We start from the raw sequence: 15496 nt of genomic DNA on the forward strand, positions 1-15496 counted from the left end.
ATTTGGGAGTATCCACATGGTCCGCGGATCTATCGCAACGCTGGCGTTCGCCGTTCTCGCCGGCATGGCCGTATCCAAGGCGCATGCCTCGCCGGGCTTCGATTTCGTGTGTTTCGACCGCGACATCGTCGCCTCGGTCGGGCTCGATCTGGAATGGGCGAACGCCTATCTGAAAATCGACGGCGAGGAGACCGTGCTGCCCGCGACCGGTCAGCGCAGCGGCAACAGCTTCGCGTTCGCCGGCAACGGCCTGTCGTTTCAAGGCTTCGTGCCAGAGGGCCAATTGACCCTGGCCGACGGGCGAACGGCGCGCTGTCACCAGACCCGCGACTCGATCAAGACGATGGCGCTTTACGGTTCCGACAACAACTTTCGGTGGTCCGCCCATGACGCGCGCGGCACGGCAAGCGGCAATGTCCGCGCCGCGCCCTCGGTCTTTGCGGAAAAGGTCGCAAGCCTGGGCGACGGAGAGCCGGTCATCATCAAACGGAACACCGACGAATTCCTGGACGGTTTCTTCTGGTTCCAGATCGAATTCGGCGAAGGCGAAACCGGCTACATCTGGGGCGCGCTCCTGTGCACGGACGCAGACGAGCCCGAACTGAACACCACCGTCCGGCGCTGCTCCTGATACCGCTGACAGCGATCGGCACCGAGACCTGCACACCACGCTGATTACAGCCTGATTTCAGAGGCTTATGTCCGGTCCCTGAATCGGTTCGTGATCGGATAGCGGCGGTCGCGGCCGAAATTCTTGCGCGTGATCTTCACGCCCGGCGCGGACTGACGGCGCTTGTATTCGGCCACATAGAGCAGATGCTCGATCCGGTGCACGAGATCGCGGTCATGGCCGCGTTCGACGATCGCATCGACAGCCATCTCGTGCTCGACCAGACATTCGAGGATGTCGTCGAGCACCGGATAGGGCGGCAGCGAATCCTGGTCGGTCTGGTCGGGTCTGAGTTCGGCCGATGGCGCCTTCTCGATGATGTTGACGGGGATCACCTCCCCCGTCGGGCCCAGGCCGCCGGGCGGCATGTGCGCGTTGCGCCAGCGCGCCATGGCGTAGACCTGCATCTTGTAGACATCCTTGATCGGGTTGAACCCGCCATTCATGTCGCCGTAAAGCGTCGCGTATCCGACGCTCATCTCGCTCTTGTTGCCGGTGGTGACGACCATCGAGCCGAACTTGTTGGAGATCGCCATCAGGATCGTGCCGCGCGCCCGGCTCTGCAGGTTTTCTTCGGTTACACCCTCATCGGTGCCGGCGAACATGTCCGAAAGCGCTCTCTCGAAGCCCTCGACCGGCGCGTGGATCGGCACCACATCGTAGCGGCAGCCAAGAGCCCTGGCGCAGGCTTCCGCATCGGCGATCGATTCGGGCGCGGTGTAGTCGTAGGGCATCATCACGCAGCGCACGCGCTCCTCACCCAGCGCATCGACGGCCAGCGCCGCGCAGATCGCCGAATCGATGCCGCCGGACAGGCCGAGCACCACATTGGCAAAGCCGTTCTTGTTCACATAATCGCGCAGGCCCAGCATGCAGGCGCGATAGTCGGCCTCCATCGTGTCGGGAATGACCGACATCGGCCCGTCGGCGAACACCCAGCCATCGCCGTCGCGCCGGCAGGTCAACACCGTGACCTGCTCCTCGAACTGGCTCATCTGGAAGGCCAGCGACCGGTCGGCGTTGAAGCCGAACGAGGCGCCGTCGAAGATCAGATCGTCCTGCCCGCCGACCTGGTTGGCATAGATCATCGGCGCATCGCTCTCGATCACCTGCCGCAGCACGACCTGGTGCCGCACGTCCATCTTGCCGCGATAATAGGGCGAGCCGTTGGGCACGAGCAGGATCTCGGCGCCACTCTCGGCCAGCGTTTCGCAGACGCCCATGTCGCCCCAGATATCCTCGCAGATCGGGATGCCGATCCGCACGCCGCGAAAATCGACAGGCCCGCGCATCGGACCCGGCTCGAACACGCGCTTTTCGTCGAACTCGCCATAGTTCGGCAGATCGACCTTGAACCATTCCGACGTGACCGCGCCACCATCGAGAACCAGCGCAGCATTGTGGCGCTTGCCGTCGCGCATCAGCGGCAGGCCCATGATCACGCCCGGCCCGCCATCGGCGGTGTCGGCGGCCAGCTCCGTTACCGCTTTCTCGCACGCTGCAAGGAAGGCAGGCTTGAGAACAAGGTCCTCGGGCGGATAGCCGGCGATGAACAATTCGGTGAACACGACCAGATCGGCGCCATGGCGCGCCGCGTCGGCGCGGGCCTGCCGGGCCAAGGCAAGGTTGCCTTGAACGTCGCCGACGGTGGGGTTCAACTGCGCGATCGCAATGCGCAAAACATCGGGGCTGCTTGTCATGGCCGACACGTATCGCGCGGCCGTTGCCCGCGCAACATGTCAGGACGCGCGATCGCTTTGGCCAACACAGCAGCGAGCCTTCAATCGCGGCCTTCGAACACCGGAAGCCCGTCGGCGAGTTCGTAATAGTCGCCCTTGTCGGCCGCAAAGATGTGGTGGCTCGCAGTCAAACCGGTCGGCAGGTCCATGCTGCCGGCCATGATCGATGTCATGCCCGACCCGTCCCTTTTCCAGAACAGCAGCGAGCCGCAATGTCGGCAAAAGCCGCGCTTCGCACCGGGCGAGGCCGCATACCAGGTCAGATCACCGGCGCCGTTGATCTCGAGCGCGTCGTCGGCGACGCGCGTGGCGGCAACGAAATGCCCGGTCTGCTTGCGGCATTGCGTGCAATGGCAATAGATCACGTCACGCAACGGACCCGTCACCGTGTAGCGTACCGAGCCGCAATGGCATCCGCCTGTCTTCATCATCACCTCCACTGGAACGAGAACACTAGCGGGGACGGCAAACGAAACAGTCGCGGGGGCGCCCTGCGCTGACGCTCAGTGGAAAATCCAGCTGTCCCAGGCAAAGAAGCCGAACTGCCGGGAGGCATGCGCATGCTCGGCCCGTGGGTTCGAACCGGCGGCGCCGGCCGCGAGGAAAAGCGGCATGAGGTGCTCGTCCGTCGGATGGTTGTCGGCGACGAACGGCGCCTTGTCGCGCCAGGCGAGCAGCGCCTCGGTGTCGCCGGACGCGATCGCGTCGGCCATCCACCCCACGAATCCATCCACCTTGGACGCCATCTCGGGATCGGACGGCATGCCTTCGCGCATCGCCGAGAAGACGGCGCGGAGATTGTGGGTGATGTGGCCGCTGCCGATCATCAACACACCCTCATCGCGCAGCGGCGCCAGCGCCGCGCCCAACCGGTGGTGATAGGCCGCATCGCGCGAGGGATCGATCGAAACCTGCACGACCGGAATGTCGGCGTCCGGCCATGCCAGCCTGAGCACGGTCCAAGTGCCGTGATCGTAGCCTCGTTCATCGGCATAGACCGGCGACAGGCCGGCGCTTTCGAGAAGCCCGTGCACGCGCCCGGCAAGCGCCGGGTCGCCAGGGGCAGGATAGACCATCTCGTAGAGTTCCCGCGAGAAGCCGCCGAAATCATAGATCATGCCCGGCTTTGGATCGCGCACCACGGTCGGCCCGTCCGTCTCGAAATGCGCCGATGCGATGACGATGGCCTTCGGCCTCGGCAGCCTTTCGGACAGGCCACGCAGATAATCGCGCGCCTCGGACGGATCGGTGACCACGTTCGGCCCTCCGTGCGAGACGAAGATGGTCGGCATCGGCTCCATTGCTTCACACTCCGCATGGTTTGACGCGAGCAACCTAGGCCCGCGCCCGCCCGCTGCATACCGGTCCCCGCGGAGACACTGCGTCCAGAACCGGTGAACGGCGCCCACAAAAAAGAAAAGCCGCGAGCCAAGGCCCGCGGCTTCAACATCGACGCGCGTGACGCTGTCAGGCGTTGGCGGCGATTTTGCTTTCGGCGCCCTTGCGGCCGTTCTTGAGCCGTTCGGCGACCAGAAACGCCAGTTCGAGCGCCTGATCGGCGTTCAGCCGGGGATCGCAATGGGTGTGATAGCGGTCAGAAAGCTGTTCCTCGGTCACTTCGCGTGCGCCGCCCATGCACTCGGTGACGTCCTTGCCGGTCATCTCGATGTGAATGCCGCCCGGATAGCTGCCTTCGGCCTGATGCACGTCGAAGAAGGCGTTGACCTCGCTCAGCACCCGGTCGAACGGCCGCGTCTTGTAGCCGTTGGCCGTGATCGTGTTGCCGTGCATCGGATCGCACGACCAGACCACCTTCTTGCCCTCGCGCTGCACCGCCCGGACGAGCGCCGGCAGATGCTGCTCGACCTTGTCATGGCCGAAGCGGGCGATCAGCGTCAGCCGGCCCGCTTCGTTGGACGGGTTGAGCGCATCGATCAGGTTGAGAAGATCGTCCGGCTGCAGCGAGGGGCCGCATTTCAAGCCGATCGGGTTCTGGATTCCGCGCGCAAACTCCACATGGGCATGGTCGGCCTGCCGCGTCCGGTCGCCGATCCAGATCATGTGGCCCGACGTGGTGTAATGCTCGCCGGACGTGGAATCGACGCGGGTCATCGCCTCTTCATAGCCCAGAAGCAATGCCTCGTGGCTGGTGTAGAATTCGGTTTCGCGCAGCCGCGCATAATTCTCCGGCGTCATCCCGATCGACGCCATGAAGTCGAGCGTCTCCGAAATCCGGTCGGCCAACTGCTCGTAGCGCTCGCCCTGCGGACTGTCGGCGACGAAGCCGAGCATCCACTGATGCACATTGTCGAGCCGGGCATAGCCGCCCTGCGCAAACGCGCGCAGAAGGTTCAGCGTGGCCGCCGACTGTCGGTACGCCATGATCTGGCGCTCGGGATCGGGAATGCGCGAGCCTTCGTCGAACTCGATCCCGTTGATGATGTCGCCGCGATAGGACGGCAGTTCGACCCCGTCGCGCTTTTCGATGTCCGACGAGCGCGGCTTGGCGAACTGGCCGGCGATGCGGCCGACCTTGACCACCGGCTTGGACGCACCGAACGTCAGGACGATCGCCATCTGCAGGAAGACACGGAAGAAGTCGCGGATGTTATCGGCGCCATGCTCGGCGAAGCTCTCGGCGCAATCGCCACCCTGCAGCAGGAAGCCCCTGCCCTCGGCGACGTCGGCCAGCGATGCCTTCAGCGCCCGCGCCTCACCGGCGAAAACCAGCGGCGGATAGCTGCGCAGCCGCTCCTCGACCGCCGCAAGCTTGTCCTGGTCGGGATAGGACGGGACCTGCAGGATCGGCTTGTTGCGCCAGCTTTGCGGTGTCCAATTGTCTGCCATGATCGTTACGCCTGAAAATGCGGAAAAACGGCGCGCCCATCGCGCCACGCGGTCCTATAGAGCAGGTTCCCCGCCGCTGTCACCCCGCAAAGGGATGCACGACCGCCCGGCTATTGCGCCAGAAAGCCGTCGACATGGTTGAGGCCAGCGGTCACCGTGTCGATAAGGTCGACCTCGTCCGGCGCCAGCTTGACCGCCCGCGGATAGAGCGGCGACGCCCGGTCGCGCACGATCGGCGTGTCGAACGCCGCCGTGCTCTCGACGAACCGCCGGGCGCCATGCTCGCCATACTGATGCAGATAGCCCTGCAGGACCGCGTCCAGATAGCTTTGCAGAATGTGATGGCGCGGTCCGCCATCGTCCGGCGGCCGGGCCACATACACATAATAGGCAACGTCCGGCAGGCCGGCGTCCTCCCTGTCCAACCGAAGCTGGGAACGGTCGAGCCGGACGCGGTCATAGCCATGCTCGCGCGCATCGACCGCCGGCAGATTGTGCACATGGTCGAAGATCAGCAGCCCGCTCAACTCGTCGATCGCCATGTCCGCATGATAGGCGCTGAGAAACGAAACAGGATGGCGGGCGGAATCGGAGCGCTGCTGCCAACGCCGGCCGAAACCGGTCAGATGCGCCTTCTCGCAATGGACGACATGGGTGCGGTGCGTATGCGCGTTGACCAGCGATCCGTAGCCGAAATAGGCAACGACATCTTCCCGTGCGTCCAGATGTGTCAGGTCGTAGGGCATTGATGGGTGTCAGGCCGCGATGCGCTCTCCCTGCCGCACCAGATAGGTCGGTTTGTAGAGCGTGACCAGTTCTTCGGCGGCGGTGGGATGAACCGCCATCGTCGCATCGAAATGATCTTTCGTACACCGCGCCTTGAGCGGGATGGCCAGCAATTGCGCCATTTCGCCCGCGCCCGGACCGATCACATGGGCGCCCACGACGATACGGCTTGCCGCATCGACGATGAGCTTCATCATCATCTTTTCCTTGCGGTCCGGCAGCACATTGTGCATCGGGCGAAACGTCGTCTTGTAGACTTCGAGGTCGCCATGGCGCTCGGCCGCCTCGGCTTCGGTGAGCCCCGCCGTGCCGATTTCCGGCTGTGAGAAGACCGCCGTCGCCACCGTGTCATAGTCGGGTTTTGTGGGATTGTCCTTGAAGGCGGTCTCGAGCATGCACATCGCCTCGTGGATCGCCACCGGCGTCAGCTGCATCCGGTTGGTCACGTCGCCGACGGCCCAGATATTGTCCACATTCGTCCGCGAATAGTCGTCGACCACCACCGAACCGCGCCGGTCCGTTTCGACGCCAGCCGCGTCCAGCCCCAGACCGTGCGTGTTGGGATGGCGCCCGAGCGCCAGCATCACCTGGTCGACGACCATCTGCTCGCCCTTCGACAGGAACGCGTTGAGGCGGCCGTCGTCGCGCCGCTCGATCCGGTCGAACACCTGGTGGCAGATCACGCGGATGCCCTTGGCGATCATCGTGTCCTGCAGATGATCGCGCAAATCCTCGTCGAAGCCGCCAAGGATCTTCTGGCCGCGATACAAGAGCGTCGTGTCCACGCCCAGCCCGTGGAAGATGTTGGCAAACTCGACGGCAATGTAGCCGCCGCCCGCGATGATGATCGATTTGGGCAGGCTATCGAGGTGAAACGCCCCGTTGGAGGTGATGCACAGCTCGTGGCCCGGCAGATCGGTGTGCAGGTTCGGGCTGCCGCCGGTGGCGATCAGGATCTGGTCGGCCGTGACCTGCTGACCGGTGGCCTCGAGTTCGATCGTATGCCGGTCGATGAGCCGGGCCCTGCTGTCGTGGATCGTCACGCCATTGGTCTCAAGGCCCTTGCGATAGAGCCCTTCCAGCCGCTCGATCTCGCGGTCCTTGTTGGCGATCAGCGTCGGCCAGTCGAAATGGATGTCGCCGACATGCCAGCCATAGCCGGCGGCATCCTCGAAATGCTCGGAAAACTGCGAGGCATAGACAAACAGCTTCTTGGGCACGCAGCCGCGGATCACGCAGGTGCCGCCCATCCGGTATTCCTCGGCGAGGCCGACCCGCTTGCCCATCGCGCCGGCCAGACGGCCCGCACGCACGCCGCCCGAGCCGCCGCCGATGACGAACAGGTCATAATCGTGCCCCGCCATGCCCTGTCCGCCCGTCCTACTGCGCCGCGCCTTCGGTTTCGGCCGCGCCTTCCTCGGCTGCGGCCGGCGCCTGGCGCAGGCCCGCCTCGGCGAGGCGCCCGCTGACCCGCTCGAGCAGGTCGCGCTCGATGCCGCGCTGCCAGATGGCGGCCGCCTCGGTCACTTCGCGCGCCGCGATCGGTCCGTTGCGGATCAGCGCCTGGCCGGCCTCGGTCCGGTAGAATTCGGCGATCGCCCGCAAATCTTCCTCGCGCAGCGCCCGGGCGTAGATTTCCGCAGCTTCCGCTTCCAGATCGCCGCGCCGCGCCGCCAGCGCCAGCGCCTCTTCGTCGACGAACATCAAAATCTCGTTCTCAAGGTCCGGATTGTTCTGCAGCAGCCGTGCTTTCAATGCCTCGGCCACGTCCGGCAGGATGCCGTCATACCGGTCGGTCGCATCGATTGCCGAGATGGCCGCGCGAGCGGCCTGCAGATGGCTGTCGGATATCTCCTGCGCGCCGGCTGCCGAAACCGCGGCCAGGCCGCAGGCGGCGGTTGCCAGAACCGCATTGCGAACTGTCTTCAAAAACATCGATTCATCCCGTCTTTTGCGTGTCCGGCAGCTTTTGCCGCCGGCAGATTCCGGCCCGCTCATGGCACAGTCAGTTCCCGGACACCAGTCTCCCCCGCGACGATCGCCAGCGAGGCCATTGACAGGAACAAACCGTTTTCGACGACGCCCGGAATGGCGTTGAGCGCGCATGCCAGCGCCTGTGGGTCGGAAATGTGGCCGAAAGATGCGTCGACGATCAAATGGCCGCCATCGGTGACGATGCTCTCGCCCTTGCGCGCCGTTCGGATCGCGATGTCGCCGGTTGCGCCATGGTCGCGCGCCACCGCTTCGACCGCGCGGCGCGTGGTCTCCACGCCAAATGCGTTGACCTCGATCGGCAGCGGAAAGCGTCCCAGCCTGTCGACGACCTTGCTGTCATCGGCGATGACGATCATGCGTTTGGAGGCATGGGCGACGATCTTCTCGCGCAAAAGCGCCCCGCCGGCGCCCTTGATCAGATTGAGGTTCGGATCGATCTCATCGGCCCCGTCGACGGTCAGGTCCAGCTCATCGACATCGTCGAGCGATTCGAGGCGGATGCCCATTTCAACGCACAGCCGCGCCGTGCGCTCCGAGGTCGGAACACCGGTGATGTCGAGCCCGTCGCCCACCGCTTCGGCGAGGTGCGCGATGAACGCTTCGGCGGTCGATCCCGTCCCGATCCCCAGCCGCATCCCCTCACGCACATGTGCCATGGCCGCCTTGCCCGCCGCCGCCTTCATCTCCTCGGGTGACATCCGCCCATTTTCCCCTTCATGTGCCCCGCGCGGTGCGTTAACACGCTCCGAACGCGCCGCCAACCGCTGCAGCGCCCGCTTTCGCCGCTTGTCCATGAACGGGACCTCAATTCATGACCCGCCCCATTATCGTGTTCGATCTCGATGGCACGCTCATCGACACCGCACCCGATCTCCTGGACAGCCTGAACCATGTGATCACGGCCGAGGGGCTTGATCCGGTGTCGACGGCGGACCTGCGCTCCCATGTCGGCCATGGCGCCCGCGCCATGCTGCGTCGCGCCTACACGGCGCAGGAACGGGCACTGCCTGACGCCCGTCTTGAACACCTGGTGGCCGTGTTCATCGAGCACTACACCGCCAACATGCCCGGCCGCTCGCGACCGTTCGACGGCGCCGTTGCCTGCATGGACCGGTTCGAGGCAGCCGGCTTCGTGCTGGCGGTCTGCACCAACAAGTTCGAGGCCATGTCGCGGCAATTGCTTGAGGCGCTCGGGATTGGCGAACGGTTTGCCGCCGTCTGCGGCGCCAACACATTCCCTGTGCGCAAGCCCGAACCCGGGCATCTGACCGGCACGATCGACAGGGCCGGCGGCGATCGCAACCGGGCGGTGATGATCGGCGACAGCGATACCGACATCAACACCGCCAAGGCTGCCGGCATCCCCGTGGTGGCCGTCGATTTCGGCTATTCGCCGCAGCCGGTGGACACGTTCGCGCCGGACCGGATCATCAGCCATTTCGACGCGCTGACCCCGCTCATGGCCAACGAATTGATCGGCGCCCGGACCCGGCCCTGAGCATCGAAGCGCCCGGCGGGCCGTGCAAGCTTGACTTGGCCATGTGCGGATGCCTATAGCTCGCGCCGTTCCGGGCGGCAGCCAGCCGCCGCCGGCACGGGCGATTAGCTCAGCGGGAGAGCACTGCCTTCACACGGCAGGGGTCACTGGTTCAATCCCAGTATCGCCCACCATCCCCCTTCGTTCGACACCGTTCTGTGCTTCTTGGCGCGCCAAGATGCGATGGACTTTCGACCTGCTTTTCAAAGTCTGCCGAAAGGTTTACGGTGCGTAATCGGGTCAAGATGCAAGCCGAGGGGGCATTCCGTGACCGATGATGATGCCTTTGACTTTGTTGCACGCGTCGATGAACACAAGACGCTGGACGCGCTGCTGACAGATCTCCGGCAGCAGGCCTCCAACTTCGGCTTTGAGCATCTCATTCTGACCGGCGTGCCCGTCGGCGGGCAACGGCTGGAGCCGCTTGTCGCGCTGAACGGCTGGCCCGAAGGCTGGTTCAAACGGTATGTCGCCAAAGACTATGCCAGACATGACGCCGTCTGCGTCCATGCCGCCCAGTCGTTTCGGTCGTTTGCCTGGTCCGAGGTGCCGCGCCGGCTGCTTGATCGGCCGGCCTGCAAGCGCATTCACGGCGAGGCGAGCGAGTTCGGGCTCTTGTCCGGCTATGTCGTCACCATGTCCTCCGAGCACCATTGGAACACGGCGGTCTCCTTCGGCTCGCCGGAAGACGGGCTGGTGATCAACAAGCGCGACCGCGCGCGCCTGAGCCTGATGGCGACCTATGCCGGCGCACGGGCCGAGGAGATACTCGGCCTCACCGGCCAAGCGGACCCGTTGACGCACCGCGAGAAGGAAGTGCTGACCCACTTCGCAGTCGGCCGTACCGCCGGCGCCATCGCCGAGCTGCTGTCGATATCCGAACGCACGGTGGTTCAGCACGCCGAAAACTTCCGGCGCAAGCTCGGCGTCAAGTCGACCGTGCACGCGGTCGCCATTGCGATCAAGCGCCGCCTCATCATGCCCTGAGCCGCCAAACGGCAACCGGACGATCCGTCACCGCGTCATCCGGCAGCGACAGACGATGGGCGATGGGCGATGGGCGATGATGTGCGTTTGCAAGTGCGATTGACCGCAAAAATCGTACCGGCATCGGAACATCTTCCGATTCCGCCGCTCACAATCCGGTGCGACAATTCCTCCAATCGCCGGAGGAAGACCGATGATCGAAGCCCACGTCTTCAGCTACGGACAGCGCCACCTTTATGCCGACGAGTGGGAGCAATGGCTCCGTTTGCGCCATCAGGTCTACATCGAAGAGAAACGCTGGCACGAGCCCAATGCGGACGGCCGCGAAACCGACCAGTTCGACAATGATGCGGCGACCTACATACTCGGCCTTCTGGATGGCCGGGTTGTCACATCCGCCCGGCTGATCCCCTGCAATCGGCCAACGCTCGTGTCCGACGTATTTCCGCACTTCTGCGAGCGGGCCGGCGTGCCCGACCGGCCCGACTGGATCGAGTGGACGCGGACGCTGACCGTCCCTGAGTTGCGGTCAGGCGGCCGGCAGAGCATCCTGACCCAGCTTTGCGCCGCGGTGATGGAGTATTGCCTTCAGGAAGGCGCGGCAAAGGTCGGCGGCATCCAGGAGCTGTTCTTCCTGCCCAAATGGAAGCATCTTGGCTGGAAGACGACACCGCTCGGACTGCCGCAGGAAATCGAGGGCAGCGGCGAATGCGTCGTGGCTTTCATCGACGTTAACGAAACCGCGCTCGGCAATATTCGTACGGTGCTGGGAACCGGTCGTTCTCCGCTGCGCCACCGAGGAGAACGTCCCCGGCTGATCGACGGGGACCGGGTGGAGTTCACGCAATGAGAATTGGTTCGACGATTGCCGGCGGCAGTGTGTCCGGACCCCAGGCTTGTCCGCCAGTCGGACAAAAACAGGAAACCCCGCAGGCTGCAACCTGCGGGGCTTCAAGGCACGGCCTAACGGGTGAGGTCTGAAACCGCGCGCGCCAAACATATTTGTTTGTTGCCTGCGGTCCATAGGATCCGTGCCGATTTGTCGCGCCCGACCCCCCCTGAAAACGGTCGGGCGCGGCAGGTTTTTCGCCCGTCCCATTTGCGCCGGTTACAGATTCAGGTGCGGTGTCGAACCGTTCATCGCTGTCAATCGCCGGGAAAAAACTTCATATTCTTCTTCAATAACAACCGCATGGCGATCGGCATCGACTGGTCGTCGCGGCTGTTTATTGAGCGGTCACAAGAAAATACACGGCGACCACAAAAATTTATGCCTTTCGCGCTCGTTAGACGCGAATCCTTGGGCGCCGATACCGGCGCATCGATGCGACAAACCCGAAAACCGTTCACAACTTATCAAATCATGCCGCTGCGGCAGCTTTTGCCTTATTGGGCATGCCGTTCCGCCAAAGGCGGCACCAGAAAGAGCTGCAAGCCCCGGTCAGCGTATGCCGGACGGCACGATTGTCTGGTCTGTCGCCGGTGCCGACTGGAGCGTCGTTCACGCCGCGTCGGTCAATGCCTTGGCGCTGTAGAGCGCGACGATCCTGTCGCGGCTGGCCGGCGCCTGATGGAAGTAGCCCTGGAACAACCGGCAGCCGGCAACGGCGGCGCGCAACCGGTCGTCCTGGGTCTCGATGCCCTCGGCGACAACCGTCCGGTCCATTTTGCCGGCAATCTGCGTCACCGCGCTGACGAAGGTGTCGGTGACCACGTCCGTGCCGATGTTCTGGATGTAGGATTTGTCGATCTTGATGATGTCGAACGGCAATTTGCGCAGCTGGTTGAACTCGCTGTAGCCCATGCCGAAATCGTCGAGCGCGATCCTGAAGCCGGCGCGCTTGATGTCCGCCATTCGGTCGACGAAATCATCGGAGGTATCGAGCATGGCGCTTTCCGTGATCTCGAGCACAACCCGGCTCGGCGGAACGTTCTTGCGCTTGAGAACATCGACATAGTCGCGCAGGAACGTGTCATGCGCGAGCTGCCAGGCCGAAATGTTCACGTTGACCGACACATCCGGCAGGGTTTCCAGATCATCGCAGACCTGCTTGAGCACATAGAGCCCGAGTTCGTGGATGAGGCGCGACTTTTCGGCGACGGGAATGAATTCGGCCGGCGAAATGGCGCCGCGAACCGGGTTGTGCCAACGAACGAGGGCTTCCAGAGAGTTGAGTGACCCGTCTGTATCCATGATCGGCTGGTAGTGGACGGTCAGTTGGCCCAGAAGAATGGCCGCGCGCAGTTCGCGTTCGATGAACCGCTCCTGCCGCGCATCGGCGAGGATCTCCGGCGAGAACACCGACCAGGCGCCGCGTCCGCCGCGCTTGGCTTGCTGCAGTGCCAGATCGGCGAACGACAACAAGTCGTTGGCATTGTCGGTGTGGCCCGGCGCGAGCGCGACGCCCAGAGACGCTGAAACGGCCTGACGTCGGTTGGCGATGAACAGCCCTTCACGCAGCGTCGCCAGATATGCCGAACAGGCATCGGTCACATAGCGTTCCGGGATGACGTCGTCGGAGGAAAAGAAGACGGCCAGTTCATCGCCGCCCAACCGGCCCACCGATGCGCCGGGAAACGCCTGGCGGGCAATGCGGGCGCAAAAGCCCAGAACGTCGTCACCCGCCCCATGGCCGAGCGCGTCGTTGATCTGCTTGAGATGATCGATGTCGATGATGACCAGCGCAACCGAGCCGGACTTGCGATGGCTGGCCACGGTACGCTTGAGATCATCGAGAAAATGGCCGCGCATGGCCGCGCCGGACACAAGGTCCGTGTTGTGCTTCAGCCGCAATTCCTCATTGATGACCCTGTGGGTCTTCAATCGCTCCGACATCAGCGCATAGATCGCACCCGCGATGATGATGATCAGCGCCGTGCTGGCCATCTCCAACTGGGCAAGCGACTGGGCCGTCACCATTGTGCTGAGCGTTTCGTAGGGCAAGACGAAATGAACCGAGTGCGCAGCGACCAGAACGACGAGAACGAGAATCAGTGCGTGTTCGACGGTGAATCGGCGAGGCAATGCGGGTTTGCCGCCGATGGTCTTTCGCAAGCTGGGATTGGGCGCAGACATTGCAGCCGGTCTCTCCGTGGCATGAACGTCTGACTGATGGGCGCCGGACGCAATTTGATCAACAAACATGCCGGGAGCGGCGTCTAGTCATCGCACGCATCATGCGCGCCGGTCGATGATGCCATTTCTAGAGCGTCATGCTCTCGTTTTTCTTAATGGCGGCCCCGCAAAATATCATGGGACCCGTCATTTCCATTCGCTTTCGCGCCGAAATCCCGTCTGGTGACGGATCAGGCCGCGCCCGACAGACCTTCCAGCAGCAGCGCGACGGCTTCGGCACCGGGATCGTTGTGACCGGCAAGGCTCCGGGCGGCCACATAGGTGGCGCGGCCGGCCTTGGCGCGTGTGATCTTCGACGTGGCGTCAGCCCCGGCGCGCGCAGCGCGCGCCGCGACGTCCAGCCCATCATCGAGTGCGGCAAGCGCCGGCGCTAGCGCGTCGATCATGGTGCGGTCGCCGGGAGACGCGCCGCCGACCTGCATGATGCGATCAAGGCCGGCCGAAAGCGCGCCGACCGCATCCTTGCCGTTGGCCGATGCGTCACCGGCGGCGGCAAAGAAAATCGCCAGCAGCACGCCGGACGAACCGCCCATGGTCTGGCTGAGTTCGCTTCCCAGCGCACGATAAAGCTGGGTCAGGTCGGCCAGGGGCATGCGGTCGAGCGCGGCCATCAGCGCCCGGCAGGCGGTTGCCAGGGTCGAGCCTGTGTCTCCGTCGCCCGATTTGGCGTCGAGCGCGTTGAGCCTGTCTTCGGCCTCAAGCAGAATTGCACAGCAGCGTTCGATCAGTGCCCTGTGTCCGGCATGCTCGGACGCCATCGGCTGGATCGGCGACAGCCCGTCGGGCAGCGGCACGATGTGCGGTTCGCCCACTTCGGCCATGCCCGGCCATGCGACAGGGGCGACCGGCGCCTTCAGCGCGTTCAGTTCGTCCACGCCCACCGGCAGCAGCGACACCGAAAACCCGCGCATGTCCAGCGATGTCATCAGCGGCGCCGGCCCGATCATGTGGCTGACCTTGCCGGCGATCGACGAACGGCACAGTTCCTCGGCCAGAACCGACATTTCGAGCGGCGTGGTCGAACCCAGATTGTTCAGCAGCGCGACATGTGGCCGGTCGTCCAGATGCGGCTTGAGCTTTTCGGCAACCATCTCCATGGCATGCCGTGCACCCTCGAAATCGACCTGCTCGACGCCGGCCTCGCCGTGGATGCCGAGCCCCAGTTCAGCTTTGCCGGCGGCGATCCGGTCTTCCTTGGGCGAGCCGGGCACCGTGCAGGTGTCAAGCGACATGCCGATCGAGAACACGCCGTCGATGGTCTTCTGCGCGAGCGCGGCGATCTCGTCGAGCGACGCGCCGGCCTCTGCCGCCGCACCGGCGATCTTGTGCACGAACAGCGTGCCGGCGACGCCGCGCGGCTGCGGCAGGTCGGGCAGCGCAACATCGTCATCGACCACCACCATCGCCACCTTGATACCGAAGGCACGCGCCCGTTCGGCGGCAAGACCGAAGTTCAGGCGGTCACCGGTATAGTTCTTGACGATCAGCAGGCACCCCGCCTCGCCGGTGACCGCGAGGATCCCGGCCAGCACCGCATCGACGGAGGGAGAGGCGAACACGTCGCCGCAGACGGCAGCTGTGAGCATGCCCTGCCCGACGAACCCGGCATGGGACGGCTCGTGCCCCGAGCCGCCTCCGGAGACGAGCGCTACCTTCGATCTGTCCCAATCGGTGCGCACGACCACCTTGATGTGCGGGAAGCCGTCGAGCCGCGCCAGCCGTCCGTCGGCGTTGCGCAAAAGCCCGTCAATGGCTTCGGTGACCACATCTTCCTTGGCGTTGATGAACTGTTTCATGGC

14 protein-coding genes and 1 tRNA gene are annotated in these 15496 nt (G+C 64.3%); 5 read left to right on the plus strand and 10 right to left on the minus strand.

All coding sequences use genetic code 11. The features are described from left to right. Positions 1-16 precede the first annotated feature (16 nt). Positions 17-631 (plus strand): SH3 domain-containing protein, encoded by a 615-nt coding sequence (locus tag DEM25_RS03220; protein ID WP_109768113.1) that lies wholly within the window; start codon positions 17-19, stop codon positions 629-631. 65 nt (positions 632-696) lie between these two features. Here DEM25_RS03220 and DEM25_RS03225 read toward each other — a convergent pair whose 3' ends face one another. From DEM25_RS03225 to rpiA, 8 genes are all read right to left on the minus strand, one after another. After that, on the minus strand, positions 697-2370 hold the full coding sequence (locus tag DEM25_RS03225) for an NAD+ synthase (protein ID WP_109768180.1): 1674 nt from the start codon (positions 2368-2370) through the stop codon (positions 697-699). An 80-nt stretch (positions 2371-2450) separates the two neighbouring features. Next, a complete protein-coding gene (locus DEM25_RS03230; RefSeq protein WP_109768114.1) occupies positions 2451-2837 on the minus strand; it encodes a GFA family protein in 387 nt (128 codons plus the stop codon). Between the two features lie 75 nt (positions 2838-2912). Then, positions 2913-3701, minus strand: a complete 789-nt coding sequence (locus DEM25_RS03235) for a DODA-type extradiol aromatic ring-opening family dioxygenase (protein ID WP_245412736.1) — start codon at positions 3699-3701, stop codon at positions 2913-2915. Between the two features lie 175 nt (positions 3702-3876). Next, a complete protein-coding gene (locus DEM25_RS03240; protein ID WP_109768116.1) occupies positions 3877-5256 on the minus strand; it encodes a class II 3-deoxy-7-phosphoheptulonate synthase in 1380 nt (459 codons plus the stop codon). 110 nt (positions 5257-5366) lie between these two features. Further along, complete coding sequence (locus tag DEM25_RS03245) at positions 5367-6002, minus strand: gamma-glutamylcyclotransferase (RefSeq protein WP_109768117.1); 636 nt, start codon at positions 6000-6002, stop codon at positions 5367-5369. A 9-nt stretch (positions 6003-6011) separates the two neighbouring features. Continuing rightward, positions 6012-7406 (minus strand): glutathione-disulfide reductase, encoded by a 1395-nt coding sequence (gene gor / locus DEM25_RS03250; protein WP_109768118.1) that lies wholly within the window; start codon positions 7404-7406, stop codon positions 6012-6014. A 16-nt stretch (positions 7407-7422) separates the two neighbouring features. Continuing rightward, on the minus strand, positions 7423-7977 hold the full coding sequence (locus DEM25_RS03255) for a DUF2059 domain-containing protein (RefSeq protein ID WP_109768181.1): 555 nt from the start codon (positions 7975-7977) through the stop codon (positions 7423-7425). Positions 7978-8036: 59 nt separating this feature from the next. Further along, a complete protein-coding gene (gene rpiA / locus DEM25_RS03260) occupies positions 8037-8735 on the minus strand; it encodes a ribose-5-phosphate isomerase RpiA (protein ID WP_109768182.1) in 699 nt (232 codons plus the stop codon). 113 nt (positions 8736-8848) lie between these two features. On the opposite strand from rpiA, the gene DEM25_RS03265 reads away from it, so the two are divergent. The 4 genes from DEM25_RS03265 (at position 8849) to DEM25_RS03280 (ending at position 11411) form a co-directional block, all read left to right on the plus strand. Beyond that, positions 8849-9535: a phosphoglycolate phosphatase gene (locus tag DEM25_RS03265; RefSeq protein ID WP_109768119.1), complete on the plus strand. Its 687-nt coding sequence runs from the start codon at positions 8849-8851 to the stop codon at positions 9533-9535. Positions 9536-9633: 98 nt separating this feature from the next. Next, positions 9634-9708 (plus strand) — tRNA-Val (locus tag DEM25_RS03270). A 133-nt stretch (positions 9709-9841) separates the two neighbouring features. Continuing rightward, positions 9842-10561 (plus strand): helix-turn-helix transcriptional regulator, encoded by a 720-nt coding sequence (locus tag DEM25_RS03275; protein ID WP_158585146.1) that lies wholly within the window; start codon positions 9842-9844, stop codon positions 10559-10561. Between the two features lie 193 nt (positions 10562-10754). Further along, the gene (locus DEM25_RS03280) at positions 10755-11411 is read left to right on the plus strand and encodes an acyl-homoserine-lactone synthase (RefSeq protein WP_109768121.1); all 657 of its coding nucleotides are present in this window, start codon (positions 10755-10757) and stop codon (positions 11409-11411) included. A 651-nt stretch (positions 11412-12062) separates the two neighbouring features. Here DEM25_RS03280 and DEM25_RS03285 read toward each other — a convergent pair. Both DEM25_RS03285 and DEM25_RS03290 read right to left on the minus strand, forming a co-directional pair. Continuing rightward, positions 12063-13586, minus strand: coding sequence for a putative bifunctional diguanylate cyclase/phosphodiesterase (locus DEM25_RS03285; protein ID WP_158585147.1), 1524 nt, complete (start codon positions 13584-13586; stop codon positions 12063-12065). A 281-nt stretch (positions 13587-13867) separates the two neighbouring features. Further along, entirely contained in the window at positions 13868-15493 is a 1626-nt protein-coding gene (locus DEM25_RS03290) for a dihydroxyacetone kinase subunit DhaK (protein ID WP_109768123.1), read from the minus strand. Between the last annotated feature and the right edge of the window lie 3 nt (positions 15494-15496).

This window comes from Oceaniradius stylonematis (assembly GCF_003149475.2).
GTDB classification, from domain to species: Bacteria; Pseudomonadota; Alphaproteobacteria; order Rhizobiales; family Rhizobiaceae; genus Roseitalea; species Roseitalea stylonematis.